The 26299-nt window shown below is 72.4% G+C and carries 25 protein-coding genes; 12 read left to right on the plus strand and 13 right to left on the minus strand.

Annotated features, from left to right (window positions below; all coding sequences use genetic code 11):
- The first annotated feature begins 8 nt into the window (after window positions 1-8).
- Window positions 9-953: a hypothetical protein gene (locus tag H5397_RS02510; protein WP_182814738.1), complete on the plus strand. Its 945-nt coding sequence runs from the start codon at window positions 9-11 to the stop codon at window positions 951-953.
- A 10-nt stretch (window positions 954-963) separates the two neighbouring features.
- On the opposite strand, the gene H5397_RS02515 is transcribed toward H5397_RS02510, so the two are convergent.
- Window positions 964-2289, minus strand: a complete 1326-nt coding sequence (locus tag H5397_RS02515) for an HNH endonuclease signature motif containing protein (protein ID WP_182814739.1) — start codon at window positions 2287-2289, stop codon at window positions 964-966.
- A gap of 273 nt (window positions 2290-2562) precedes the next feature.
- On the opposite strand from H5397_RS02515, the gene tdh reads away from it, so the two are divergent.
- Together tdh and H5397_RS02525 are read left to right on the plus strand one after the other, a co-directional pair.
- On the plus strand, window positions 2563-3600 hold the full coding sequence (tdh, locus tag H5397_RS02520; protein ID WP_182814740.1) for an L-threonine 3-dehydrogenase: 1038 nt from the start codon (window positions 2563-2565) through the stop codon (window positions 3598-3600).
- Window positions 3601-3610: 10 nt separating this feature from the next.
- Window positions 3611-4852: a glycine C-acetyltransferase gene (locus tag H5397_RS02525; RefSeq protein ID WP_182814741.1), complete on the plus strand. Its 1242-nt coding sequence runs from the start codon at window positions 3611-3613 to the stop codon at window positions 4850-4852.
- On the opposite strand, the gene H5397_RS02530 is transcribed toward H5397_RS02525, so the two are convergent.
- Both H5397_RS02530 and H5397_RS02535 read right to left on the minus strand, forming a co-directional pair.
- Complete coding sequence (locus H5397_RS02530; RefSeq protein ID WP_182814742.1) at window positions 4844-6724, minus strand: cell wall-binding repeat-containing protein; 1881 nt, start codon at window positions 6722-6724, stop codon at window positions 4844-4846. The two genes, H5397_RS02525 and H5397_RS02530, sit on opposite strands and share 9 nt — an antisense overlap.
- Window positions 6725-6756: 32 nt before the next feature.
- Window positions 6757-8874, minus strand: a complete 2118-nt coding sequence (locus H5397_RS02535; protein WP_182814743.1) for a cell wall-binding repeat-containing protein — start codon at window positions 8872-8874, stop codon at window positions 6757-6759.
- Window positions 8875-9050: 176 nt separating this feature from the next.
- Here H5397_RS02535 and H5397_RS02540 point away from each other — a divergent pair, with 176 nt between their 5' ends.
- Together H5397_RS02540 and H5397_RS02545 are read left to right on the plus strand one after the other, a co-directional pair.
- Window positions 9051-10022, plus strand: coding sequence for an ABC transporter ATP-binding protein (locus H5397_RS02540; RefSeq protein WP_182814744.1), 972 nt, complete (start codon window positions 9051-9053; stop codon window positions 10020-10022).
- Complete coding sequence (locus H5397_RS02545; protein WP_182814745.1) at window positions 10019-10999, plus strand: ABC transporter permease subunit; 981 nt, start codon at window positions 10019-10021, stop codon at window positions 10997-10999. The genes H5397_RS02540 and H5397_RS02545 overlap by 4 nt, the downstream gene beginning before the upstream one ends.
- A gap of 3 nt (window positions 11000-11002) precedes the next feature.
- On the opposite strand, the gene H5397_RS02550 is transcribed toward H5397_RS02545, so the two are convergent.
- The 4 genes from H5397_RS02550 to H5397_RS18710 are packed head-to-tail and all read right to left on the minus strand — an operon-like array spanning window position 11003 to window position 15216.
- Complete coding sequence (locus H5397_RS02550; RefSeq protein WP_182814746.1) at window positions 11003-11416, minus strand: SRPBCC domain-containing protein; 414 nt, start codon at window positions 11414-11416, stop codon at window positions 11003-11005.
- Entirely contained in the window at window positions 11413-13926 is a 2514-nt protein-coding gene (locus tag H5397_RS02555) for an alpha-amylase family glycosyl hydrolase (RefSeq protein WP_182814747.1), read from the minus strand. Before H5397_RS02555 ends, H5397_RS02550 begins: the two co-directional genes overlap by 4 nt.
- Window positions 13927-13984: 58 nt before the next feature.
- Window positions 13985-14860 (minus strand): DUF4031 domain-containing protein, encoded by an 876-nt coding sequence (locus H5397_RS02560; RefSeq protein ID WP_182814748.1) that lies wholly within the window; start codon window positions 14858-14860, stop codon window positions 13985-13987.
- Between the two features lie 2 nt (window positions 14861-14862).
- The gene (locus tag H5397_RS18710; RefSeq protein ID WP_208091018.1) at window positions 14863-15216 is read right to left on the minus strand and encodes a LysM peptidoglycan-binding domain-containing protein; all 354 of its coding nucleotides are present in this window, start codon (window positions 15214-15216) and stop codon (window positions 14863-14865) included.
- Between the two features lie 218 nt (window positions 15217-15434).
- Between H5397_RS18710 and H5397_RS02570 the strand changes: the two genes are divergently transcribed.
- Window positions 15435-15968 carry a helix-turn-helix domain-containing protein gene (locus H5397_RS02570; protein WP_182814749.1) on the plus strand — a complete coding sequence of 178 codons (534 nt, stop codon included), beginning with the start codon at window positions 15435-15437 and terminating at the stop codon, window positions 15966-15968.
- A gap of 27 nt (window positions 15969-15995) precedes the next feature.
- On the opposite strand, the gene H5397_RS02575 is transcribed toward H5397_RS02570, so the two are convergent.
- Window positions 15996-16934 (minus strand): rhomboid family intramembrane serine protease, encoded by a 939-nt coding sequence (locus H5397_RS02575; RefSeq protein WP_243760822.1) that lies wholly within the window; start codon window positions 16932-16934, stop codon window positions 15996-15998.
- Window positions 16935-16962: 28 nt separating this feature from the next.
- Complete coding sequence (locus H5397_RS02580; RefSeq protein ID WP_220491926.1) at window positions 16963-17673, minus strand: hypothetical protein; 711 nt, start codon at window positions 17671-17673, stop codon at window positions 16963-16965.
- A 96-nt stretch (window positions 17674-17769) separates the two neighbouring features.
- Here H5397_RS02580 and H5397_RS02585 point away from each other — a divergent pair, with 96 nt between their 5' ends.
- Window positions 17770-18714 carry an asparaginase gene (locus H5397_RS02585; RefSeq protein WP_182814751.1) on the plus strand — a complete coding sequence of 315 codons (945 nt, stop codon included), beginning with the start codon at window positions 17770-17772 and terminating at the stop codon, window positions 18712-18714.
- Between the two features lie 74 nt (window positions 18715-18788).
- A complete protein-coding gene (locus tag H5397_RS02590; protein WP_309224256.1) occupies window positions 18789-20030 on the plus strand; it encodes an LCP family protein in 1242 nt (413 codons plus the stop codon).
- A gap of 3 nt (window positions 20031-20033) precedes the next feature.
- Here H5397_RS02590 and H5397_RS02595 read toward each other — a convergent pair whose 3' ends face one another.
- Window positions 20034-21092, minus strand: coding sequence for an ATP-dependent DNA ligase (locus H5397_RS02595; RefSeq protein WP_182814752.1), 1059 nt, complete (start codon window positions 21090-21092; stop codon window positions 20034-20036).
- A 174-nt stretch (window positions 21093-21266) separates the two neighbouring features.
- Window positions 21267-21704 (minus strand): YdeI/OmpD-associated family protein, encoded by a 438-nt coding sequence (locus H5397_RS02600; protein ID WP_182814753.1) that lies wholly within the window; start codon window positions 21702-21704, stop codon window positions 21267-21269.
- Between the two features lie 84 nt (window positions 21705-21788).
- On the opposite strand from H5397_RS02600, the gene H5397_RS02605 reads away from it, so the two are divergent.
- Window positions 21789-22337: a type 1 glutamine amidotransferase domain-containing protein gene (locus H5397_RS02605; protein WP_182814754.1), complete on the plus strand. Its 549-nt coding sequence runs from the start codon at window positions 21789-21791 to the stop codon at window positions 22335-22337.
- Between the two features lie 29 nt (window positions 22338-22366).
- Window positions 22367-23320, plus strand: a complete 954-nt coding sequence (locus tag H5397_RS02610; protein WP_182814755.1) for a phosphotransferase — start codon at window positions 22367-22369, stop codon at window positions 23318-23320.
- 6 nt (window positions 23321-23326) lie between these two features.
- Here H5397_RS02610 and H5397_RS02615 read toward each other — a convergent pair whose 3' ends face one another.
- Both H5397_RS02615 and cysE read right to left on the minus strand, forming a co-directional pair.
- Complete coding sequence (locus H5397_RS02615) at window positions 23327-23884, minus strand: DinB family protein (protein WP_220491927.1); 558 nt, start codon at window positions 23882-23884, stop codon at window positions 23327-23329.
- The gene (gene cysE, locus H5397_RS02620) at window positions 23881-24684 is read right to left on the minus strand and encodes a serine O-acetyltransferase (RefSeq protein WP_182814756.1); all 804 of its coding nucleotides are present in this window, start codon (window positions 24682-24684) and stop codon (window positions 23881-23883) included. The genes H5397_RS02615 and cysE overlap by 4 nt, the downstream gene beginning before the upstream one ends.
- Before the next feature lie 49 nt (window positions 24685-24733).
- On the opposite strand from cysE, the gene H5397_RS02625 reads away from it, so the two are divergent.
- Both H5397_RS02625 and H5397_RS02630 read left to right on the plus strand, forming a co-directional pair.
- Complete coding sequence (locus H5397_RS02625) at window positions 24734-25642, plus strand: DUF2332 domain-containing protein (RefSeq protein WP_220491928.1); 909 nt, start codon at window positions 24734-24736, stop codon at window positions 25640-25642.
- Window positions 25643-25647: 5 nt separating this feature from the next.
- Entirely contained in the window at window positions 25648-26298 is a 651-nt protein-coding gene (locus H5397_RS02630; RefSeq protein ID WP_182814757.1) for an HAD family hydrolase, read from the plus strand.
- The last annotated feature ends 1 nt before the right edge of the window (window position 26299 follow it).

Genomic DNA, 26299 nt, shown 5'->3' on the forward strand with positions numbered 1-26299 from the left:
ATCGGGGCATGCCCCCCGCACCCCTGCGCCGCCTCGGGGAGGCCGCGCTGCGCAGCAAGGATGTCGACCGCCTCCTCCGACCGGCCTTGGTGCGTGTCCGTGCAGCCGGCTGGCAGGCCACCCAGATGGCCGAGACGGCCGCCGAGGCGGCGCGACGACGCCGGACCGGATCCGCCGTGACCACGGTGGCGGGGGACGCCGCCCTCATCGCTGCGGGGGAGCGGGTCGCGGTGCTCGCGGAGTTCAGCCGGGGGGCGGAGGTCCGTCCGTGGGCCGTGCGGATGGCGGGTGCGCTGGCCGCGGCGGGCTACCCGTGCATCATCGTGGCCGCGCGGTCGCGGGCCGCCCGCGTCGAGGCACCGGCGGAGCTGCCCGCCGGAGTGGCCGTCGTGTCCCGCGGCAACGCCCGGCTCGACTTCGGGTCGTGGGCGGCTGCGCTCGAGGCCTTCCCGACCCTGCTGGAGGCGCGGCACGTCCTGCTCACGAACGACTCGATCATCGGGCCGTTGGGGGAGGAGGGGCAGGTCGCTGCACTCCTGTCCCGGGGCGAGGCCAGCGGGGCCGACGTGTTCGGTGCCACCCGGGGCCTCACCGGTTCGGACCACCTCCAGTCCTTCTGGCTCCAGTTCAACGGCAGCCTCGGCCACCCCGCCGTCGCCGGGTTCCTGGCGGACCTGCCCGCCACCACGGACCGTTCCGATCTCAACGTGCGTTACGAGATCGGCCTCTCGACCCTCATGCGCGAGCAGGGGCTGACGCTCGGCTGGGCCTGGGATGCCTCGTCGTTCGGCCTGCCGCCCCACTACAACCCCTCGCTGTGCTGGCGGGATCTGCTGGCGGCCGGCTTTCCCTTCGTCAAGCGCAAGCTGCTCAGTGACCACCCACGGTTCAGGGAGGCGCGCCGTGAGGTGCTGGAGCACGCGCGGGCCCACTTCGGGGCCGACCTGGCGTAGGCCCTCGACCTCAGGCCACCGTCCCGAACCGGACGTGGCGTCGAGGCGCGCGGGCAGGGTCCACCCGCGTTGGTGGCAGCACCTCGGGGAGCCCGTCGGGCCCGAGCCGGATCTCCCACCGGCTGCCCGGCGGCGCGTTGGGATGGGGTTCGACCAGGTTGTGGTGGTGTCGGCAGACCAGCACGCAGTTGGCCAGGGACGTCTCGCCACCGGCGACCCACGGCACGATGTGGTGGGCGTCGCCGTGGGTGGGTGGTCGGTCGCAGCCGGGGAAGACGCACCCACGATCCCTCTGCACGAGGGCCACGCGCAGGTCGGGTGGCACGAGCCGCTTCGTGCGCCCCACGTCGAGCGGGACCCCCTCGCCGTCGAGCACGGCGGGCAGGATGTCGGCGTCGCAGGCCAGCAGGCGCAGCTGTTCGGCGGTGATGCCGACGCCCCGCTCGACGAGCCCGGCGCCGACGCAGTCGGAGAGCAGGCTGTCGTAGTCGATGACCACGCTGATGCGGGGGCGGTCGCCGCCGTGGGCCGGGGCGTCCTGGTGCAGGGCGGCCAGTCGGGCCAGTTCGACGAGCGCGTCGGCCCGCCGCTGGGTGGGCGTCAGGATCGAGGCGAGCGGGTCGCGCATCTCGAGCGCAGACCGGTGCCGGTGCCGCGCGATCGCCTCGACCTGGACGCGCAGCAGCTCGGCGTCGGCGGTGGGCAGGTGGCCCTTGACCAGGGTCGAGCCGTGCCCGTCGTCGGTGAAGGTGAGGCCGCGCCCCTTGCGGGCCATCTCGAGCTCGCGTTCGAGGCGTTTGGCCTCGGCGGCCTCGCCGACCTCAGGGGCGATGCAGTCGAGCAGGTGGCGGCCCAGCCGGCCGAGCTCGACCGAGTGGAACGTCGCCGCCTGCACCACCATCTCGACCTCGGCGGCCGCGACCTGCGCGTGCGAGAAGTCGTCGGGCAAGGTGTCGAGCACACGCGTGATCGCACTCGCCTGCTGCGGGCGCACCTCGCCGTCGAGCGCCGCCTCGCGCAACAACGGGAACCGCTGCAGCCGCCCCGCCTGCTTCACCAGCCCGCTCGCCTCGGCGGGGGACAGGCGGTGCGTGTCGGTCAGCCACCCCCGCGTCGTGACGCCCACCTCGACCACGCTCGCCTCGGCGGCCTCGGCCTCGCCCACCAGCGACACGAGCAGGGACTGCAGCCGACCGGCCTCGACCACCGCCATGCCCAGCACCGCCAACCGCTGCGCGGGGGACAGCAGCGACCGGTCGTCGGCGACCGCGGCATCGAGCGCGCGGCCGACCGCGGCGAGGGCCTCGCCGGTCTGGGTCGCGAACTCGATCTCCATACCGCACACGCTACGAGGCGCCTCCGACATTTCTTGCGCATTCGCTGACCATTCGAGTTCACCGACAAACTCGTTACCAACCCGTGACTGTGTGGCATTTCGATGTGGCACTCAATCCGCCTTTGACTAGTAAGAACGCAAGCAAGAGATGAATGTCAAGGGGGTTCCCCGAAATTGTGGAAAACAATTCCAGACTCCGGGAGGAGTGGCGCGCGGCAGGGCTCAGGATCGCGACAAGGCGGCATCGGCCCTTGTCGTGCCATGATGGGCGGCATGCGAGCGCTGGCGAAGATGCAAGCGGGCCCGGGTCTGGAACTCGTGGACCGCCCCGAACCCACCTGCGGCGACTGGGACGTGAAGATCCGCGTCCTGCGCGCGGGCCTGTGCGGCACCGACCTGCACCTGCAGCAGTGGGACGACTGGGCCGCCAGCATGGTGAACGCTCCCCAGACGATCGGGCACGAGTTCTACGGCGAGATCGTCGAGGTGGGCCAGGACGTCAAGGAGCTCCAGCCCGGTGACAAGGTGAGCGGCGAGGGCCACATCGTGTGCGGCTACTGCCGCAACTGTCGGGCCGGACGCCGCCACCAGTGCATCCGGACCGTCGGCCTCGGCGTCAACACCGACGGCGCTTTCGCCGACTACGTCGTCCTGCCGGTCGAGAACGTGTGGAAGCACCCCGACTGGGTCGACCCCGACCTCGGCGCGGTCTTCGACCCGCTCGGCAACGCCACCCACACCGCGCTGCAGTGGAACATGGCCGGGGAGGACGTCCTCGTCACCGGCGCCGGCCCGATCGGCGTCATGGCCGCGGCCATCGCCCGGCACGCGGGCGCGCGCAACATCGTGGTCACCGACCTCTCCGACTACCGGCTCGAGCTCGCGAACGCCGCCGGCGCCGACCTCGTCGTGAACTCCGGCACCACCCGCCTGCGCGACGTGCAGCTGGGGCTGGGCATGAAGGAGGGCTTCGACATCGGCCTGGAGATGTCGGGTGCCCCCCAGGCCGTCGCCGAGATGATCGACAACATGAACCACGGCGGCAAGATCGCCATGCTGGGCCTGCCGGCGTCCGACTACGCCATCAACTGGGGCAAGGTCATCACCCACATGCTGACGATCAAGGGCATCTACGGTCGCGAGATGTTCGAGACCTGGTACCTGATGACCTCGATGCTGTCGACGTCGGACGGCCTCAAGGACGCCGTGCGCTCGGTCATCACGCACCGCTTCGCCGCCGAGGACTGGGAGGAGGCCTTCGCCACCGCCCGCGCCGGGCAGTGCGGCAAGGTCATCCTCGACTGGAGCTGAAGGGACAACCATGTACGGAGCATTCGAGGGCCACCTCAAGGCCACCCTGGCCGAGATCGAGTCGGCCGGCCTGACCAAGCGTGAGCGGGTGATCACGACGCCCCAGTCGGCCTCCATCGGGGTCACGAGCTCCGACGCCCCCGTGCTCAACTTCTGCGCCAACAACTATCTCGGGCTGGCCGACAACGACCGGATCATCGCGGCCGCGCACGCCGGCCTGGACGCCTTCGGCTTCGGGATGGCGTCGGTCCGCTTCATCTGCGGCACCCAGACCCCGCACCGCGAGCTGGAGCAGCGCATCTCGGCGTTCCTGGGCACCGACGACACGATCCTGTTCAGCTCCTGCTTCGACGCCAACGGCGGCGTCTTCGAGGCCCTCTTCGGGCCCGAGGACGCCATCATCTCCGACGAGCTGAACCACGCCTCGATCATCGACGGCGTCCGCCTGTGCAAGGCCCAGCGGTACCGCTACCGCAACGCCGACATGGCCGACCTCGCCGCCCAGCTCGAGGCGGCGTCCGGTGCCCGGTTCAAGGTCATCGTCACCGACGGCGTCTTCTCCATGGACGGCGCCTACGCGCCGCTGCGCGAGATCTGCGACCTGGCCGAGGCCCACGACGCGCTGGTGCTGGTCGACGACTCCCACGCCGTGGGCTTCGTCGGCGAGGGCGGCCGCGGCACCCCCGAGCTCTTCGGCGTGATGGATCGCGTCGACATCATCACCGGCACCCTCGGCAAGGCGCTGGGTGGGGCGTCCGGCGGCTACGTGAGCGCGCACGCCGACATCGTCGAGCTGCTGCGCCAGCGCGCCCGGCCCTACCTGTTCTCCAACTCGGTGGCCCCCACGGTCGTCGCCGGCTCGACGGCCGCGCTCGAGCTCATCGAGGGCAGCGCCGAAGGGCGGGCCCGCCTGATCGAGAACACGCTCCTGTTCCGCGAGCTGATGACGGAGTCGGGCTTCGACCTTGACCCGTTCGCGGGCGTGGAGTCCCAGGCCGTGCGCCCCGACGACGTGCCGCCGCACCCGATCACGCCGGTGATGTTCCCCGGCGAGGACGGCGCGCGCCTGGCCGGCACGATCGCCGACCACATGCTGCGCGAGAGCGGGGTCTACGTGATCCCGTTCAGCTTCCCGGTCGTGCCGCGCGGCAAGGCCCGCATCCGGGTGCAGCTGTCCGCGGCGCACAGCACCGAGGATGTCCGCGCCTGTGTGGACGCCTTCGTCGCAGCTCGCGACGCGTGCTCAGCCTGAACAGGCAATCAGTGCTGCGACTTCGTCGCCGAGCGCACCCGTCCCGCCGATGAGCGTGATCCTTGCGTCGGACCGCTTGCGCAGGAACGCGGCAGTGTCAGACGGCAGACACTCGCGCCTGCTCAGCAGCAGCGTCCCGGGGGCCGTAACCTGCAATCCGGTCGAGACCAGGGCGTCCGGGTAGCTCTCACCGCTAGCGACGTAGGCGACACCACCCGCAGCGGATCCAGATCGGGCGGCGACCAAGGCGGCCGTTTCGTAGCGGTCCTGGCCCGCGATGCGCTCAGTGGGGGCCACTGATCCCAGTGCTGATTCCATGGTCGCAGTGATGCGCGCGGTGCCGCCAAGAACGAGGATGCGATCGACCTGCAGGCGTCGGAGTTCCTCCACCGTGTCGGTCGAGGGAGCGCCCTCACCCGGAACCAAGAGGATCGGCCCTGCCCCGCCCGACAGGGGACCGCCAACCAGGGCGTCGGCGAAGTCGCGACCGCTGGCCACGTGGGCCACGGTTGCCTGCCGGAACGCCGTCCGCGAGATCTCCAGCGCGGTGTCGTATCGCGTTGAACCGTGGACACGTTCCACCAGGGCGCCGGTTGCGGCCTTCCCGATCGCGGCCATCACGCTGTCGGACACTGCCGACGTGCCGCCGATCACGACGACACGTTTGGGGCGCAGCCGACGCAGTTCGTCATGCACGGCCGAGGGCAGCACCGCGGGGGGGCTGAGCAGGATGGGGGAACCTTCACGGAGTGCCCACGGACCCGCAGCCAACGCATCGGCGTAGTTCGACCCCGTGGCGACGAAGACCGTCGAGGCGCCCGCAGGAAAACCCACCCGCGAGGCGGCGACCGCCGTGTCGAATCGGGTCGCCCCGCTGATGCGCGACGAACGACCGCTCACCACCACGCCGTCCTTGGCCGTCCAGGTCAACGTTGCCTTCGCATACTGCTTGGTGCACGTGCCGTCCTTGCACGTGATCGCACTGGTCGCACCGCCGAGAGCGCCGAAGCCCAACTCCGCGGCTCGGCTGTAGATGGCCGTCATTTCCGGCCGCAGCGTGGAGCCGGGCTTGGCCTGCACCGGGGCCGCGTCGGAGGTCGACACCGACCCGGGGAACCACGTCTTCATGTAGCGGTAGAAGTTGCGGTTGCCGTACGCCGAGCAGAGGTCACCCTCGGCCGTGACCGCTGCCAGCGCCGCTGCGTTCGGAACGTACGGGGTGTAGTTGTAGAGCCCCGCCGTCGCCTGATTCTTGATGACGAACTGGGCAGTGCCGCAGAGCGGCTCGGGATTGAAGGCGACGGTGTTGACCGCCTCCTTCTTGTGGCGGTAGTTGTCCGGATGCTGCCGGTAGATCTGGAACCGCTCAGCGGCCCCGTACACTTGCCCGAAGAAGGTCGCCCGGGCGGGGTCGCACCGCTGGAAGTCCGGGCACCCCAGACCGGTCGCTTTCGCGTAGCGGTCGGCGTAGAGGAGGTCACCGGAACCGGTCACCAGGGCCTGTTCCTTCTGCAGCAGCACCAGCAGCACCTGGGGATTGATCTCGCACGCCTGTGCGGCGGCGATGACCACCTCAGCCGCTGTGGCCCCTGCCTTGGCCGCAACCGGCTCGCAGTAGGACGTCTTGGGGCGCTCGGGGATGTCGCTGAGGTGATCCTTGAGGCAGGGGGTCCCGTCGGGACCGGGCACGCACCCGGCGCCCATCGTGGCGATGAAGGCCGAGACCTCGTCAGTGGTCATGGTCGACGGGTTGAAGAACGACCCGTCGGAGATGATGTTGCCGGGGTCGAAACCCTCCAGTCCAGTGGCGGCCTGGGCGGCCGGGGAGGTCAGCCCCGCGAGGAGCAGGGACGCGGTGGTGGCGAGGGCCAAGGCGCCACGGCGCCAAGTGGTGAGGGCGGACATCAACGGCACGCCGGCAGCAGGGTCTCGTGGATGGGGAGCGATTGCGACCCGCCGATCGGAATCACCTTGGCCCCGGGCTTGGCCTTCAAGTAGTCGATGACGCCCTCCGGGAGGCAGGTTCCCGGCGACAACAGCAACGGGCCGGGTGCAGCCGTCTGCAGGCCCACCGTGACCAACGCGTCAGGGTAGTTCGTGCCAGTGGCGAGGTAGACCTGCTTCACGGACCCGGGAAAGCCCTGCTTGGCCACCGCGACGGCGGTGTCGTACCGGTTGGGACCCGCGACTCGTGTCACTCTGTAGCCGCGCTGGCTGAGGTCGGTCACGATGGCCTCGCTGACGCTGCTCGTTCCTCCGAGCACGGTGACGTGGGTGGCGCGCAGACGCTTCAGCTCGGCGTGGACGGCCGGGTGGAGACCGCCCGATGCCGGTGCGAGCAGCAGCGGCCCACGTCCCTTCGCCAGCGGTCCCCCCACCAGGCCGTCAGGGAAGAGTTCCCCGCTGGCCAGGAAGACGTCCCCTGTCGGGTTCACGTCCGGGGGAGCCGCGCCCGCGCCCGAGCCGGTCTCGTCGAGGGCCGGCGGATCGACCGGCACGATCGGGTCCACCGGTGTCGGCGGGGCGGCAGGGGTCGGGAAGCCCGCCGCCGAGATGGCGGTGGCCGTGAGGTAGGCGTTCTCGCCCGCGACACGATTCACGTCGGCAGCGGGGAGTGCCTTGCGGACCGCCTCCTCCACCGACGGTTGCAGCGCCGCCGTTCCGCCGACGAGAACGACGCGGCTGGGCTGGAGCCGGCGCAGTTCAGTCAGGGTGGGCTCCGGGAGGGCGGCTGGTGCCGACAGGAGGACCGGGCCACCGACCGCATTCGCCCACGGTCCGACAGCCAGCGCATCCTTGAAGTTGCGGCCCGTGGCCAAGAACACCGTAGTCGCGCCCTGCGGGAACCCCAGTTCCGAGACGCGCGCGGCTGTGCTGTACCTGTCGTCGCCGGCGATACGGTTCGAGACGACAGGGAGAGGCGCGACGTCCTTGAACTCGGTGTCCATCGCCTTGCGGACACCCGCGCGGATGCTCGTCATCTTCGCGTAGACCTTGTCACCGGGGCACGAGGTCGCATTCTCGTCGCGGTGGCCCGAGATCGCGGCCAGGTGCGGACTGCCGCCGTCCTGGCCCGAGCTGCCCCAGGTGCGGCCGGCCGGGTCGACCCCGTGCAGGCGGAACTTCCACGCGATCACGCGCTGCAGGGTGTCGAGTGTCTTGGCCGAGGGCTCGACCTGCGAGTAGTCGCCCATCAGCGAGATGCCGAACGTCCGGTAGTTGGTCGCGCCGAACGCATGCCCGCCCGTCGTGGCCGTGGTGACGCCGCCGCCCCGGCCCTCCCAAGCCCGACCGAACCGGTCGACGAGCACGTTGTAGGCGATGTCGTTCCACCCACGCCCCTTGATGTGGTACGCCTGAATCGACCGTAGGATGCCGGGGACATCGGCCTCGGCGTAGTCATTCTTGCCGGCCGTGTGGTGGATCATCGCCCCCGTCACAACGCCCGGGGTGTAGGAGCGACGCACCAGGGTCTCATCGGCGTTCCAGGCGGCTCGCGACAGGATGTCGGGCGACTTGTGGGCGTACTCGGACGCCGTCGCATCAGTCTGCGTCACGGCGGTGCTGTACACCTGTAGGGACGCCGCGACCGGCTCGTCGGCCACGACCGCCGCCTCGACCTTCGCCGCCGCCGAGACGACGAGCGGTGCCGTGCCGACCCGTCCGCCGGCCTGCTCCTCATCCACGTGCACCTCGACCCAGTCGCCGGGGACCTCATCCACGACCGGGCGCAGGAATACTTGTGCGGCCTCGGCTTCTGCCGGCAGGGTGACCGCCGCGATGGCGACCTCACCATCGACCTTGGCCGACGCCGTGGTGACCCCGACGGGGGCGGGCACGTCGGCCTCGGCGGGCAGTGCTTCGGCCAGCTCTGCGGCCTCTCCCTTCGATGCACGCGTGGTGATCACCACCTCGCGGGTCACCTCAGCAGACGCCGTGGGCGCCGCGTGGCCCTCGACGACCGTCAGCGGTGACGCGGCAAGGGTGAGAGCTGTGATGAGCGTGAGGGCGCGTAGACGCATGGAGAGCTCCGGGATGAGACGACGAAGACGGTGAACACCCTAGGGCCCGGAGGCGGCGTTGTCTCCACCATCCAAGAACCCTTTACGTGGGGCTCAGCCTGTGGGTGGAGTTTTCCCTGAGGACACCCCGTCCCGGGGATGTTCCCGCGCCGAGGTGGGCGCGGTTGGATGGGCCCATGACCGACACCACTCATGCCTGGGCCGTACGCACCCAGGGCCTGCGCAAGACCTTCCGTGGCGGGGCCAGCGTCGCTGTCGCTGGGCTCGACCTCGCGGTCCCGCGCGGCGGCGTCCACGCCCTCCTCGGCCCCAACGGCTCGGGCAAGACCACCGCCCTGCGCATGCTGCTGGGGCTGCTGCGCCCCGACTCCGGGACGATGGAGGTGCTCGGCCACACGGTCCCCGACGAGCTGCCGCAGGTCATCGACCGCGTCGGCGCGATCGTCGAGTCGCCCAAGTTCTTCCCCACCATGTCGGCCCACACGAACCTGGCCCTGCTGGCCCGGGCGGTCGGCGTCCCCGTGGCGCGCGTCGGCGAGGTGCTCGAGCAGGTCGGCCTGGCGGCCCGGGCCCGCGACGACGTGGGTCGCTACTCCCTCGGCATGAAGCAGCGGCTGGCGATCGCCTCCACCCTGCTCAAGGACCCCGAGCTGCTCATCTTCGACGAGCCCACCAACGGCCTCGACCCCGCCGGCATCCACGAGGTGCGCACCACGATGCGCTCCCTGGCCGACGCCGGGCGCACCGTGGTCGTCAGCTCCCACCTCCTCGCCGAGGTGCAGCAGGTCGCCGACACCGTCAGCATCATCGGCCGCGGGCGCCTGCTGCGCTCGGGCCACGTCAGCGAGCTCCTCGGCGGTGGCGGCCGCGTGCGCGTCGTCGTGAAGCCGACCGACGCCGCGGCCCGCGTCCTCATGGACGCCTCCTACGAGGTCAGCCCCGCCGCCGACGGTGCCCTCGTCGTCGGACGCCCCGGCGGCTCGGTCGACCCGACCGCCGTCGCCCGCCTGCTCGGGTCGGCCGACCTGTGGCCCTCCGAGCTCACCGTGGCCGTCGACTCCCTCGAGCAGGTGTTCCTGTCGCTCACCGAGCGCGAGCACCTCACCGCCACCCAGCACAACCACACCGCCCTGGAGGTGGCGTCATGATCCGCCTGATCGGTGCCGAGACCCACCGCTGGGTCGCCCGCCGCGGCCTGTGGGTGGCCCTGCTGGGCCTCCTCGCCATCCTCGCCACGATGTGCTGGTCGATCGTCGTGGCCACCCGCCCGCCCGAGGCCGCCGTCGTCGCGCAGGGAAAGATCGCCTACGCCGAGCAGCACGCCCACTGGGTCGAGAACCACGAGCAGGAGGAGGCCTTCTGCCGGGCCAGCGCCCCCGCCGACGCGCCCGCCGACGTCTGCGACCAGCCCGAGCCCCTGCCCGAGTGGTTCTACCCCCAGCCGATGACGTGGGAGGCCGCGACCAGCACCGCCACCGTCGGTGCCAGCGCCACCGCGGGGCTGTTCCTCATCCTGATGGCCGCCTCCTTCTGGGGCGCCGAGTTCCGCAGCGGCTCCCTGGCCACGTGGCTCACCTTCGTCCCGTCGCGGCCGCGCGTGTGGGCGTCCAAGATGGTCGTCGTCGCGCTCGCCGGGGCGGTGGTCAGCGCCGTCGTGCTGCTGGTCGGCCTGCTCACCGCGTGGGGCGCCGTGGCCGCCCACCAGGGCGCGGACGCCGTGGGCAGCTGGGTCGGACCGCTGCAGGCCGCCGGCCGGGGCGTCCTGTTCGGGGCCATGATGGCGCTGGTCGGGGCGGGCCTGGCGGTCGTGTTCCGCAGCACCGTGGCCGCCGTGGCGGTGCCGCTGGCCTACCTGTTCGCCCAGGGCATGTTGGGCATCCTGATGGCCATCCCCGGGTTCGACCGGCTGACCGGCCTGCTGCCCGAGAACAACGTGCAGGCCTTCCTGCTGGGCAGCTACACCTACTCGGTGCCGGTGCAGCGCATGACGCCGCAGGGCATGGAGACCGAGTGGCTCGAGAGGACGATCTCGCTGGGGCAGGGCACGGTCTACCTGCTCGTCGCCGTCGCCCTGGCGTGCGTGGTGTCGCTGGCGGTGTTCCGGCGCCGCGACGTCACCGAGTGAGGATCAGCCCGCCAGCAGCTGGGCCAGCCGGTCGAGGCTGAGCTCCCAGCCCTGGCGGGTGCCCTCGGCGTCGGCCTCGTCGGTGAAGTCGGAGTGCACGAGCACCAGGTCGGTGCCGCCCTCGTCGTTCGGGTCCAGCTCGATGCACAGCAGCGTGGTGAGCGTCTCGTGCTCCCACTGCCAGGTGCACTGCAGCACGGCCGGCTCCTCGAGCCGGGTGTAGCTGCCCGAGACGATGTACTCCCCGCCCATGTTCACCCGGTAGGCCCCGCCCTCGCGGGCGTCGGCGTGCGACGACAGGCGCAGGTCGGGGTTGGGGCAGAACCAGCGGTCCATGAGGTCGGGCTTGGTCCAGGCGTCCCAGACGCGGGCAGGCTCGCAGTCGTAGCTGCGCTCGACGCGGATCGTGGTGGTCATCGAGCCTCCTGGGTCGTCGCATCAAGGCTAGTCGGTGCGGGGTCGCGCCGCAGCCGCGGCAGGTAGCGGTCGACGAGGCCGCGCAGGTACGGGCGCCCCGTCCGGCCGACCTGGACGCCGCCGCGGCGGCCCCACAGGACGTGCGGCTCGGCGTCGGGCTCGGTCGGACGCGCCTGGAGCACGACGATCGACCACGGCTCGACGGTGTACTCGCCGGTCACGTGGAGCGCGTCGTCCATCGTCCAGCAGTTGCCCTCGGCCTCGGCCCAGGGCGCGGTGTCGATGATGCGGTGCCAGTCGTGGTTGCGGGTGGCGTGCTGCTCCTCCCACTCGCCGAGGTCGAAGGTGGCCGGCCCGTCGAACATGTTGACGAGGATCCAGAAGTCGTCGCCGTCGGTGCTGCCCGAGTCGATGGCCACCGCCACCTGGCGGTCGCCCGGCCGGGGCGGGTCGTCCAGGGACGTGCCGAAGTAGACGTAGCTGACGGCCTCGCCGCCGAGGGAGACGTCGCCCCACGTGCGCTGCCGGAACGTCACCTGCCGTGCCCGCAGGTGGGCCACGTAGCGCGCGAACTGCAGCAGCGGGTTCACGCCCGGGGGGGCGTCCGTCTGCCCGACGACGTCGTGGTAGCCCGGCAGGTCGGGCTGCTCGGGGTCCACCGGCAGCTGCGTGGGCGCGTTGGAGCCGGCCTGGGCCCAGTTGTTCCAGATGCCGACCGTGTTCAGCGACCACGGGTTGTTGTTGCCGTTCTGCGTGCGGCCGTACTCGTCGCCCGACACGACCATCGGGACGCCCCGGGCCAGGAAGGTGACCAGCCAGAAGTTCCGCCAGCGCGTGCGGCGCAGCGCCTGGTCGCCGCCGGAGTCCCAGCTGATGTTGTTGTCGGAGCCGCCGTCGGACGGACCGAACGGGTACGGCTGGCCGTTGTCCTTGGTGTTGTACGAGACGAGGTCGAACATCGTGAAGCCGTCGTGGGCGGTCACGAAGTTCACCGACTTCTGCGGGCCGCCGGAGTCGTTGAAGTGCAGCCAGTCGCCGTTGAGGAACGCCATGAAGTCGTCGGTGTTGCCGTCGCCCTTGAGGTAGCCGCGCATCGCGTCGCGGAACCGGCCGTTCCACTCGCCCCAGCCCGAGGGGAAGTTGCCCACCTCGTAGCCCCACAGGTCCCACGCCTCGGCGATGACCTCGACGTGGTGCTCGGCCGCCCACGTGCGCGCGTCGCGCAGCAGCGGGTGCTCGGGGAAGAACCGGCGCTGCGCCTCCCAGTCCTCGGCCTCGGCGTCGAGTGGCCGCCGGCCCAGGACCGGGGCGAGGTCGAAGCGGAAACCGTCCACGCCCATCGTGTCGTGCCAGTGCTTGAGCGAGTCGAGCACCAGTGCGCAGGTGATGTCGGAGGAGAAGTTCATCTGGTTGGACGTGCCCGTCGCCCCGTCGATGAGGCCGCCCTCGGCCGTCAGCACGTAGTACTCGGTGGTGGCGAAGCCGCCGAGCGTGGTGAAGCCCGCCGAGTCGAGGTCACCGCCCCAGTTGCCGCCCTCGGAGGAGTGGTTGTACACCACGTCGAGGAACACCTCGAGCCCCGCGTCGTGGAACGCCTTCACCATCTGCTTGAACTCGCGCGTGGGGCCGCCGAGGCTCTTGTCGAACGCGTAGTCGCGGTTCGGGGCGAAGAACGCCAGCGTCTGGTAGCCCCAGTGGTTGGTGGTGCCGGCCGTCGCGCCCACCTGGTCGGAGTCGGTCTCGTGCACCGGCAGCAACTCGATGACGGTGACGCCCAGCGCGGTCAGGTAGGGGGCCATCAGCGCCGCGCCGGCGTACGTGCCGCGCAGCTCGTCGGGGATGTTCGGCAGGCCCTCGAACCCCGGGACGCCCGCCAGCAGGTCGCCCAGGCGGACCGAACTCGGGTGCAGCGTGAGGTTCTTCACGTGCGCCTCGTAGATCGCGTTGTCCTCCTCCGGGTGGCGCGGGTGCGTGCCGTAGGAGGTGTCGTCCTCGACCACGACGCCCTTGGGTGCGATGTGGGCGGTGTCGATGGTGCGGCCGGGGCGTCCGTCGACGTCGACCGGGCCCGAGCCGAACCACGCGCGCTGCGGGCCGACGCTCATGGGGTTGTGCGTGACCTCGCGGGCGTACGGGTCGAACAGCACCTTGTTCGGGTTGAAGTGGTTGAGCTGCTCGTCGCGGTCGGCCAGCCAGCCGACGGTCGAGCCGGGTGTCCAGCCGTCCTGGTACGGCCAGTTCTCGCCCCAGACGCGGAACCCGTAGAGCGTGCCGTGGCGGGCCCCCTCCACGCGGGCACGCCAGACGCCGTCGGCGCCCGCCGCCATGGGCACGGACAACTCGTCGTCCGCCCCGCGCGCGGCCGGGAAGAACTCGAGGGTCACCCACGTGGCCCGTGGGGCGGCGACCGCGAAGGTGGTCTGCCCGGAGGCCGGGTCGATGTGGGCACCGAGAGGCCAGTCGGCCTGTGCCCAGGTGCCCTCGTCGACGGGAGTCAGCGACAACGTCATGGTTCCCACCGTCTCACCTTGGCCCATCGCGATGCCAATCACCGGGCACCACCCCTGCTCAGGCCGAGAGCGCGGCCAGTTCGGCGGTCATGTTGGCGTGGGCCTGCCGGGCCCACAGTTGGGCGCCGGTCGGCGTCTGGTACAGGGGGTCGAGTGCGAGCAGGTGCCGCAGCACGGCGGCCCGGCCGGCCGCGAAGGCGTCGTCGTCGACGTGGTCGTACTCGAGCCGGACGTCGCGGGTGTACACGTGGTAGCGACCGGGCAGCGCGCCGAGGATCGCGAGGTCGGCGTCGACCAGCTGGGCGCCGCGGGCATCGCCCGGCGCGGGGTCGTGGGACGCCGTGAGCCGGACCAGGCGGGCCACCTCGGCCGTCTCGTGGTCGGGCAGGACGTCGGCGAGGGCTTCCTCCGCGAGCCGGGCCGAGCGCTCCTCGTCCTGGCCGGGGACGCCGTCGTACACCGCGTCGTGGAACCAGGCCGCGAGGTGGACGAGGTGGTCGTCGCAGGCCAGCGCCGCCAGCGCCGCGAGGCAGGAGGCGAGGTGGCGCTGGTCGTGGTAGCGCCGGTGGGGCTCGCCCCAGCGGGCGAGCAGGTCGTCCCGGAGGGCGTCGTGGCCGGGCAGCAGGGCGTTCCAGGCGGCGCGGAGCCGCTCGCCGGCCACCGCCCTGCTCGGGGTCTTCTGCGCAGGCCGCACCCGCAGGCCGGCGGCGGTGAGCCGGCGCATCAGGAGGGTGGAGTCCACGAGCACCGCGCCCGCCGCGACGAGGTCGTCGCGACGGGCGCGGGGGTAGTCGTAGTGGTCGTGGTCGAAGCCGCGGGCCGGCAGGCCGGCCACGCGGGCGAACGCGTGCAGCTCCTCGAGCGAGCGGTCCGACACGACATGGCCCCACAGGGTGCCGTGCGCCGGCCAGACCGGCTCGTCGATGAGGATCAACGTCAGGCGTTCGGGATCTTGAACACCTGGCCCGGGAAGATCAGGTCGGGGTTCTTGATGTCGTTCAGCTCGGCGATGTCGCGCCACTTCACGCCGAAGCGCTTGCCGATCGCCGAGAGGGTGTCGCCCTTGACGACGGTGTACTCCCGCAGCGTGGTCGCGGCCAGCTGCTCGGCCTCGGCAGCCTGGGCGGCCGCGGCGTCGGCGTCCGCCTTCGCCTGGGCGGCAGCGGCGGCCTCGGCGTCCGCCTTGGCCTTCGCGTCGGCCTCGGCCTCGGCGAGCCTCTTCTCGGCCTTCCCGTAGCGCTCGGCGTCGTCGGTGGTCAGGGCGTCCTTGATGGAGTCGAAGAGTCCCACGGTGTCCTTTCGGTGTGGTCCTGCGGCCGTGGGGGTCGCAGGCCGTGCGGGTCCACCCTGCCAGAGCGGCCGGGGCTGGGGAACCCTCCGGGGTGGCCCGCTGCGAAAGGACTGGGGTGTCACCCCTTGATGTGGCAGGATTGCTGCGGCTGTCCGGCGGGTGCCCAGGAGCGCACGGCCGGGGCCGGCTGGGCTTTTCGATCAGAACCGAGGGTGACATGACCGAGCGAGAGGGCGCCGCCCCGAAGGGCGGAGCCGCCCACCTCGACGACGAGACCATCTCGGCGCGTGCGCGCGCCCTGTCGTCGCCCGTGCGTTGGCGCGTCCTGCGGGCCTGCCTGGACGAGGCCCTGACCAACAAGGAACTGGCCGACCTGCTGGGGGTCAACCCCGGTTCGATGCTGCACCACGTGCGCACGCTGGTCGGCACCGGGTTCCTCGCCCCGGGCGAGACCCGTCGCGGGGCGCGCAACGCCATCGAGATCCCGTACCGCACGACCGACCTCGTCTGGGCGGCGGGCCGCAGTTCGGCGGGCTTCGGTGACTTCCTGCTCGAGGAGGTCGAGGTCGCCGAGACCCAGGGCGAGGCGAGGGCGTGGCGCACGTTCATCCCGGCCGACGAGGCCCTGTCGAGCGAGCTTCAGGAGCGCCTGGAGTCGCTGCTCGCCGAGTTCCGCGACCGCGGCGAGGCCCTCGAGAGCGCCCCCCGCACCCTGTCGGTCGTCGTCAGCCTCCGGCCGCAGTCCTCCTGACGGTCCCTGGCGCCGGAGTCTGCGGCGTCAGCCCGCCAGCACGCGGGCGGCCATCGCGACGAGCGCGAGCGCGCCGACGCTGCCGACGGCCATCCACTGCCAGGGCCGCGCCTTGCGCAGCCACACCAGCAGCAGCGTGACGGCGATGCCGCCGAGGAAGCCGCCGAGGTGGCCCTGCCACGAGATGCCCGCGCTGCCGAGCACCGTGATGACCACGTTGATGCCGATCCACGTCAGGACGGTGCGCGCGTCACCCTTGTGGCGGAGCACCAGCACCAGCAGCGCGCCCATCAGGCCCGAGATCGCCCCGGACGCCCCGAGCGTGGTCGTCGTCGGCGGCGCGAGCCACATCACGAGGGCGGACGCCGTCAGCGCCGACACGACGTACACCGCGAGGAAGCGCGCCCGGCCCAGCACCCGCTCGATGGCGGGGCCCAGCACCCACAGCGCCAGCATGTTCATCGCGATGTGCAGCACGCTGATGTGGGTGAAGGCCGAGGTCAGGATCTGCCACCAGCCACCGTTGAGGGGGCCGGGCACGAAGCTGCCGCCCTCGGCCGCGCAGCCGGCGGGGGAGACCCCCACGTAGGTGTCGGCGCCCAGTTCGCACAGGCCGCCGGGGGTCAGGGCGAACAGGTTGCTCAGGGTGCCGGCGAACCCGCCCGAGGCGAGGATCGCCACCCACACGGCCACATTGACGCCGATCAGGACCAGCGAGGTGAGCGCGGGGTTCGTGCTGCGCCGGCCGCCGTAGGGGCCCTCGGCCTGGCGCGTCATGGCCATGCCCTGGGCCAGGCAGCGGCGGCAGTGGTGGCCGACGGGCGCCTCGACCATGCAGTCCCCACAGATCGGGTTTCCGCAGCGCTGGCAGCGGACGCCGGCGGGGCGTCCGGGGTGGTACGCGCAGGTGGCGGGCGCACCGGCCGGGGGCTGCATCTGCGGGGGCCAGGACGGGTGGTCGGTCACCCCGCCACACTACCCGCGGGGCGGGGACTCAGTACCAGCCGTTGGCGCGCTTGAACGACCAGGCCCGGCACGGGGTGCCGTAGCGCTCCTTGACGTACTTCAGGCCCCACTTGATCTGGGTCGCCGGGTTGGTGCGCCAGTCGGCGCCCTCGGAGGCCATCCGCTTGCCGGGCAGGGCCTGGGGGATGCCGTAGGCGCTCGAGTTGGGGTTGTCGGCGTACTGGTCCCACAGGGACTCGCGCATGATGATGTTGTCGTAGCACTTGAACTGGTCGCCGCCCCAGCCGTACAGCTGCAGGGCCAGCTGGCGGCCGAGCTCCTTGTTCTGGGCGCGGGTGCCGCCCTTGGGCGTGGCGGCGGCCTTCTTGGCCTCCTCGGCCTTCCTCGCCTCTTCGGCCTTGCGGGCCTCTTCCGCCTTCCGGGCCTCCTCGGCCAGCCGCTCGGCCTCGGCCTTCTCGGCGGCGAGCCGCTCCTGGACGGCCTTCTCGGTCGCGTCGATCTTCGAGCCCGTCTCGGCGAGGGCCGCGGTGCGCTGCTGGGCGAGCTGCTGCACGGACGCGGCGAGCTCCTCGCGCTCCTGCGCGCGGCTGGTGATCAGCGCCTGGCGCTGCTCGGCCTCGAGCACGGCGAGGGCCGCGGCGTCGACCTGCGCGGGCACGGCGTAGGACGGGGCGGGCGTCTCGGCCAGCACCACACCGGTGGTCGTCGCGACGGCCAGGGCCAGCGCAGACGCGGCCACCGCGCGGAGGGGAGACAGGAAGGGCACGAGAGCATCATCACATACTGAGAGCCTTCAGGAAAATCTCAGGGAGGAAGTGCCCTAGTGTTGCCAGCCATGAGCCTGCAGGAAGCGCCGGTGGCCGCGCACGTCGTCCGTGGTGGTTTCGTCGAGTCGGTGCACCGCGGGCTGGCCGTGGTCACCGCGCCCTCGGGCGAGGTCGAGCAGGCGTGGGGCGACCCCGCGACCCCGATCCTCCCGCGCTCGTCCCTGAAGCCGTTGCAGGCCGTGGCGATGCTCCGGGCCGGTGCCCCGCTGGCGGGGGAGGCGCTCGCGCTCGCCTGCGCCTCGCACTCCGGCGAGCAGGGCCACCTGGACGGCGTGCTGGCCTCGCTCGCGGCGTCCGGCCTCGGCGTCGACGACCTGCGCAACACCGCCGGACGCCCCATCGGCGACGCCGCCCTCGTCGCGTGGCTGCGCGCCGGGCACGACGACGAGCGGCTGGCCCACAACTGCTCGGGCAAGCACGCCGGCATGCTGGCCGCCTGCCGCGCGGCGGGCTGGGACACCGACACCTACCTCGACCGCGGGCACCCCCTCCAGGTGCTGGTCGCCCAGGTCGTCGAGGAGCTGGGTGGGGAGCCGATCGTGGCCACCGTCACCGACGGGTGCGGCGCGCCCGTGCACGCGTTCGCGCTGGCGGGCCTGGCCCGCGCCTTCGCGCGGATCGCGGTCGCCACCTCCGGGGCCGAGGCGCGGGTCGCCGAGGCCATGCGCGCCCACCCGTGGTTCGTGGGCGGCACGGGCCGCCCTGACAGCGTGCTCATGGCCGACGTCCCCGGCGTGATCGCCAAGGCCGGCGCGGAGTCGGTCATCGCGATCGGCCTGCCCGACGGCCGAGGCGTCGCGGTGAAGACCGCCGACGGGGCCCGGGCGGCCGAGGTCGTGGCGGCGTCCGTGCTGGCGGGGCTCGGGGTCGACCCGGATGCCACCGCCCGGCTCGGTGATGTGCCGGTGCTCGGCCACGGCGAACGCGTGGGGTCGGTCGTCGCAGTCCTCTGACCCCTCGGGGTCGCGGACGGGTTTCGGACCCTGGGACGATGTGGCTGCCCGCCCGGGCGACTAGCGTGGGACGGGTGACCCGCACCGACGACGAGAACTGGCTCTACCGCCGCGGCCGTTATGCCGACGGCTCCGGCGAGCGACGGCAGGACGGCGTCCCGCCGCCGATGCCACCGCCCCCTCCTCCGGCGTCCGCCGACACCACGCGCTACGGCGCTCCCACCCCGGTCGGCCACTACGGGGCGCCGCGCTCCGCGCCCCCGCCCGGCGCTCCGCGGACCCCGCACCCGCAGGGACCGCCGCAGGCCCCGCCGCCCCAGGCCCGTCCGCCGCAGCGCCCCGTGCCGCCCCCGCCCGCCCCCGTGGCCCGGCCGCGCCGGCGGCGTCCGGTCGTGCGGTGGCTGGTGGCGCTCGTCCTGGCCTACCTGCTCGGCATCCCGCTGCTGACGTGGCCGTTCATGCCGCGCGTCGACGCCACGCCCTCCGGCGACCGGCCGGCCGACACGCCCGGGTACGTGTTCGTGCTCGCCGGGTCGGACTCGCGCGAGGGTCTCTCCAAGGAGGAGCAGGACCGCCTCGGCACGGGCAGCGACGCGGGTCGGCGCACCGACACGATCATGCTGCTGTACGTGCCCCCCACGGGCCGGGCGGCGCTCATCTCGGTGCCCCGTGACAGCTACGTCGCGATCCCGGGGCACGGCAAGAACAAGATCAACGCCTCCTACGCGCTCGGCGGGCCCGAACTCCTGGTCGAGACGGTCGAGCAGAACACCGGTCTGCACGTCGACGGCTTCGCCGAAATCGGCTTCGGCGGCTTCGCTGGGGTCGTGGACGCCGTGGGCGGCATCGAGATGTGCCCCGAGAAGGCGATCAAGGACCCGCAGGCCAACCTGGACATCCAGGGCGGCTGCCAGCTCATGGACGGGCCCACCGCGCTGGGCTACGTGCGCATGCGCAAGCAGGACCCGCGCGGCGACATCGGCCGCGCCGAGCGCCAGCGCGAGATGGTCGGCGCCCTGGCCAAGAAGGCCCTGTCGCCGATGACGATCCTGCTGCCCCCGCGCTGGTTCGGGCTGAACTGGTCGCTCTCACGCGGCATCACCGTCGGCGAGGGCACGGGCCCGGGGGAGTTCTTCGGCCTCGCCCAGGGCGGGCTGCGCATCGCAACCGGCCGCGGTGACACGCTGGTCGTCCCCGTCGGCGACACCGGCGCCCAGACGGCTGCCGGCTCGTCGGTGCTCTGGGACACCAAGAAGGCCGAGGCGATGTTCGCCGCCATGGCCCGTGGCGAGGGGGACCTCAGCGCGTACGCGTGAGCCTCAGGGCCGCAGGACCCCGTCGAGGTCGTAGGCGGGCGCCCGCTCGACCTGGTCGAGCGTGCACGACGTCGGCTCCCGGTCCGGACGCCAGCGCACGAACTGCGCCGCGTGCCGGAACCGCTTGCCCTCGAGCTGGTCGAAGGCCACCTCCACCACCAGGTCGGGGCGCACGGGCACGAACTCCCGGACGCCGGTGCGGGTCATGTCCTTCGGGCGCGGTGCCCGCTCGGCCTCGGCCCCCATGAGGACGAGCGGCTCGAGGATCGCGGCGAGCTGCGTGCGGACCGCGTCGGACCACGCGCCGATGCCGCCCACCGGGATCAGCTCGCCGTCGTCGTAGAGGCCCAGGTGGATCGACCCGACGCTGTTCGCCGAGGCCGACGCGCCCTTCGACCAGCCGTAGCCGATCACCACCGCCTCGGCGGTGCGGGCGTGCTTGACCTTCATCATCGTGCGCTGCCCGGGCGCGTACGGGGCGTCGGTGCGCTTGGCGACCACCCCGTCGAGTCCGGCCCCCTCGAACGCGTCGAACCAGGCGAGGGCCTCGTCGGGATCCTCGGTGGCCCGGGTCACGTGGAGCGGGGCGTCGTCGGGCAGGTCGGCCAGCAGCTGGACGAGCGCCGCCCGGCGCTCACGCTGGGGGAGGGGGGTCAGGTCGAGGTCGGCGATCGCGAGCAGGTCGAAGCACACCAGCTCGGCCGGGGTCTGCTCGGCCAGCGCGGCCACCCGCTTCGCGCTGGGGTGGATCCTCACGCTGAGCGCCTCCCAGTCGAGGCGCTGCGCGCCGGGCTCGCCGCTGCGGACCACCAGTTCGGCGTCCAGCACCACCTGCTCGGGGAGGTGGCGGCGGCACGCGGCGACCACCTCGGGGAAGTAGCCGGTCAACGCCTTGCGGGAGCGGCTCCACAGCTCGACCCGGTCGCCGTCGCGGGCGACGATGCAGCGGTAGCCGTCCCACTTGGGCTCGTAGCTCAGCTCGCCGGGGCGTCCGGGGCAGGGCACCTCGGGCACCGCGCGCGCCAGCATCGGCTCGACGGGGAGCGCGATCGGCAGCGGCATTGCGGCAGCCTATCCCGGGCTCGGCCCCGGGGGCGGGCGTGCGTGAGGCGCCCCGCGCACGTCGATGGTGTCCGTCCGGGCGTTTGCGGTTGTCCAACCGAGATGCGTCAAACCAGGGGCCCGATCTTTGACGCTCCTGCGCGTCCGTCCGGTGAACGCCGGGGCCGACACGCCTCAGCCGCGCAGCGTGTCCAGCGCCGTCGCCACCCGGCGCGCCCGTGTCTCGGGCCGCTTCGCGCCGGTGATCCCCTCGGCCAGCTCGCGCCGTCGGGTGAAGCTCAGGCCGTCCCACGCGGTCCCCAGGGCGGGATCACCGTCGAACGCCGCGGCCAGCTCGGTGGGAACCTCCACCGTCCGCTCGGCGTCGTCGAGGGTCACCTCGATCGCGTACTCGACGCCGGGCTCCAGCCCCAGCAGCGCCCGGTTGGCCTTGGTGATGCCGATCAGGTTGCACCCGCCCATCGGGGCGACCCGCACCCGCACCGACCGGCCGTTGACCGCCAGCACCACAGGTGGTCGTTTGCCCGCCCCCAGAGTGGCCACCTCGGCGTCCGTCAGCTCGAACCCCAGGTTCGAGGCCGTGATCTGGTCGGCGGTGCGGGTCAGCTGCATGGCGTCCCAGCGTAGGGGTCCCTGGGGGTGATTCGGCCCATCCTGCCGATGACTACGGTGGACGAACCGACGAAGGAGATGACCATGCCTGACCTGACCGGAAAAACGGTGGCGTTCCTGCTCACCGACGGGTACGAGGACTCCGAGCTGACCAGCCCGTGGGAGGCGGTCGAGAAGGCCGGCGCCGCCGCGGAACTCATCGCCCCGAAGGTGGGCGAGGTCGAGGGCAAGAAGGGCCACACTCAGTCCGTCGACCGCACCTCGGCCGACGCGGACGCCGGCTCGTACGACGCCCTCGTGCTGCCCGGCGGCGTGGTCAACGCCGACGACCTGCGCGTCGACGAGGCCGCCGTCGCGTTCACCCGCGCGTTCTTCGACGCGGGCAAGCCCGTCGCGGTGATCTGCCACGGCGGCTGGATCCTCACCGACGCCGACGTGCTGCGCGGCCGCACGATGACCTCGTACAAGAGCCTGAAGACCGACCTCACCAACGCGGGCGCCACCTGGGTCGACGAGGAGGTCGTGGTCGACGACGGCCTCGTCTCCAGCCGGACGCCCGACGACCTGCCCGCCTTCAACGCCAAGCTGGTCGAGGAGATCGCCGAGGGAACGCACGCGGGCCAGAAGCCTTGACAGCGTGGGCCCGGTGGTTGACTGGGAACATGCCCCGCATCACCTGGCCCGACCTGCCCGACGCCGTGCGCGCCGAGGTCGAGACGATCCTCGGCGCGCCCGTCGTGGCCCACGCCTCACACCCCGGCGGCTTCTCCCCGGGCACGGCCGACCGCGTCACGTGCGCCGACGGCGCCGCGGCGTTCGTGAAGGCCGTCCACCCCTACCTGAACCCCGACAGCCCCGACATCCACCGCGCCGAGCTGCGGGTCATGCGCGCGCTGCCGGCCGGCCTGCCCGTCCCGGCGCTGCTGGGTGGCTTCGAGCGCGACGGCTGGGTGGTGCTGGTGATGGAGTACGTCGAGGCCGACCACCCCACCCTGCCGTGGACCCGCGAGTCCTTCACCCCCGTCGTGGACGCCGTGCTGGGCCTGTCCGACCGGCTCACGCCGAGCCCACTGGAGCTCCAGCCCGCTTCCGGACACTGCGCCGGCATGTGGGCCGGCTACGCGCGTTGCCTGGTCCAGCCACCCGACGACCTCGACCCGTGGGTCCGCGAGCGGCTCCCTGCCCTGGCCGAGCGCGCCGACGTGAGCCTCGCCGTGCTCGACGGCGACACCTTGACGCACTTCGACCTGCGCGCCGACAACCTGCTGCTCCGCCGCGGGGACGCCCCGCCGGCGGACCGGGTCGTCGTCATCGACTGGCCTTGGGCGATGGCCGGCGCGCGCTGGGCGGACGCCACCACGATGACCCTCGAGCTGGCGGCCCAGGGCGACCCGGAGAGCATCCGGGCGACCGACGATGTCCTCGAGCGCATCGCCGCCCACTGCGGCGTCACCACCGAGCCGTTGGTGGACACGACCGTGGGCCTGGCCGGCTTCTTCACGTGGCAGTGCCGAACGCCCGACCCGCCGGGCCTGCCCACCCTGCGCGCGTTCCAGCGCTCGCTGGCCGAGGGCCTCACGGCCTGGCTGAAGGGGACGCGCCTGGCGACCTGGTGAGGAGGCTCAGGCCCCCACGTCGTGGAGGTGGTGGACCAGGTCGTGCACGAGGTAGGTGCCCAGCGTGCGGGCGGTGAAGCGCGACCCGTTGCTGCGCACACCCGGCCAGTCCCACTGCTCGCCCTCGGGCTCGCTCCACGCCTCGGCGGCGGCCGCGGCGCGCTCCTTGACGAGGATCGCGGTCACGTGGGTGTTGGCGCGCCAGTACTCCTTCTCGGTGGCGGCGGCGTCCTGGTCCCAGTCGTCGAAGCGGGCCTCCCCGCCCTCCTCGGCGAGGATGGCCTCGAGCCGGTCCGTCATGACCTCGAGCACGTCGGCGACGTGCTGGCCGTACTCCACGGTCGACCAGACGCCCTCGCGGGTGCGCACCCCGGCGTCCGCCTGCTGGAGCGCGAGCGCGAACCGGCCCGCGGCGTCCGTGATGAGGGCCGGGATGCGCTCGACCGACACCTTCGCCGGGTCGAAGCCGCACTCGGGGCAGGGGCGCTCGAGCACCCACGTCCAGTCCTTGGTGTCGCCGGCGACCGGTTCGGGGGGCGACGTGGGGCTCAGGGGCTCGGTCACGACTCCACCTCGCAGTCGAAGCGCTGGTCCATCTCCAGGGCGGGGAACGGCTCGCGCGTCCTGCTGATCGGCTTGGCCGGGACGCCGGCCACCGACGTGTGCGGCGGCACGTCGTCGAGCACGACCGAACCGGCGCCGATCTTTGCCCCCTCGCCCACGCGGATGTTGCCGAGCACCTTCGCGCCGGCGCCGATCATGACGCCGCGCCCGATCTTCGGGTGGCGGTCACCGCCGACCTTGCCGGTACCGCCGAGGGTGACCTCGTGCAGCATCGAGAAGTCGTCCTCGATGACGGCGGTCTCGCCGATGACCACCGAGGTGGCGTGGTCGAACATGATGCCGCGGCCAATGCGCGCGCCGGGGTGGATGTCGACCGCGAACACCTCCGAGATGCGCGACTGCAGCCACAGGGCCAGCGCGACGCGGTTCGACACCCAGAAGTGGTGCGCGATCCGGAAGCTCTGGATCGCGTGGAAGCCCTTGAAGTACAGCAGCGGCTGGCTGTAGCCGCGCGTCGCCGGGTCGCGGGTGACGACGGCCTGCAGGTCGGCCAGCACCGACTCCTCGATGAAGTGGTCGCCCGCGAAGGCCTCCTCGACGAGGTCGAGCAGGGTCAGCGGCGACATCACCGGGTTGGAGAGCTTGTGCGACAGCAGGCTGCCCAGCGCCTCCATCAGCGAGGTGTGGCGCAGGATCGACTCGTGCAGGAACCCGCCCAGGCAGGGCTCGGCCCGCAGGTCCCGCTCCGCCTCGGCGCGGATGGTGGCCCAGATGTCGTGGTCAGCAACAGGCTCGGTCATGGCGTCAGCGTAGTGGTCGCGTCCAGCACTGCCCCTAGGGTGTCGACCCATGAAGGGTGCGCACGCCTACGCCTCGATGCCGATCGACGAGCTGTACCGCTGGTTCGCGGGCGAGGCCGACCCCACGTCGCCCACCTGGGGTGACCTCTGCCGCTGGGTGGCCGACACCCCGGAGCTCCTCGCGCGCCTCGACGCCCTGCCCGACACCAAGCGCCAGCCCAACCTCTTCCTCGGGGCGATCCGGTACCTGGACGGGCCGCTCGTCGGCGGGCCCGGGTTCCTCGCGTGGGTCGAGCAGAACTGGGACGCCGTCGAGCGGCTCATCCTCTCCCGGTCCACCCAGACCAACGAACCCGGCCGCTGTGCCGTCCTCGCGCCGGTCCTGGCCTCGCTGCCGCAACCGGTCGTGCTGGGCGAGCTCGGGGCGTCCGCGGGGTTGTGCCTGCTGCCCGACCGCTACCCGTGGCTGGACGCCCCGGGCCTGGTCGTCGCCGCCCGGTGGGGGCTGGACGCCAACCCGCTCGATGCGTCCGACCCCGACGACGCGCGGTGGTTGCGCGCGCTGGTCTGGCCGGGCGAGGACGCCCGCGAGGCCCGGCTGGTCGCGGCCCTCGCCGTCGCCGCCGAGGACGCGCCCGAGGTGGTGCGGGGGGTGCTCCCCGACGACCTGGGGTGGTTCCTGGCCGAGACAGTCCGCCGCGCCGAGGCCGCCGGCGCCACCCCGGTCGTGTTCCACTCCGCGACGCTGGCCTACCTCGCCCGGGCCGACCGGGACGCCGTGGTGGCAGAGATCCGGGCCAGCGGCGTGCGGTGGGTCAGCTTCGAGGGCCCGACCGTGGTGACCGAGCTGCGCGGGCGGGTGCCCGACGACGGCCGGCCCCACTTCGTGCTCGCGCTCGACGGCGAGCCCGTCGCCCGGTGCAGCCCGCACGGCGCCTGGGTCGACTGGCTAGGGTGACCGGCGTGACCGATCTCCGCTGGCCGACCGTGCTGTTCGACTTCGACGGGACGCTGGGCAACACGATCCCGCTGATCCTGGCGTCGTACCGCCACACCATCGAGCGGTTCGGGCTGGCGCCGGCCGACGACGCCACGATCCTGTCCTGGATCGGGCGCACCCTGCCCGACATGTTCACCGAGCTCGCCGGCGCCGAGCGCGCGCCCGAGCTCATGGACGCGTACTCGGCCTGGCAGGCCGACAACGTGGCCGCGCACCTCGTCGCCTATCCCGGGGTCGACGAGCTGCTGGTCGACCTCGCCGCCGCAGGTGCCCGGCTGGGCATCGCCACGTCGCGGCGCCGGCCGAGCGCCGAGGCGCTCCTGGCCGCGCTGGGGCTGCACGAGCACCTGCCGCTGCTGGTCGCCATGGAGGACACCCCGCACCACAAGCCGCACGCGGCCCCGCTGCTGATGGCCGCCGAGCGCATCGGCGCCGATCCGGCCGACTGCGTCTACGTCGGCGACGCCGTGGTCGACCTTGGCGCCGCCCACAACGCGGGTATGGCCGGCATCGGCGTCACGTGGGGCGCCGGGCTGCCCGACGCCCTCGCCGCCCAGCCCTCGGCGGGCGTGGTCGACACGGTCGACCAGCTGCGCGCGCTGCTGCTGGCCTGAC

This window comes from Propioniciclava sp. MC1683 (assembly GCF_014164675.1).
GTDB lineage: Bacteria > Actinomycetota > Actinomycetes > Propionibacteriales > Propionibacteriaceae > Propioniciclava.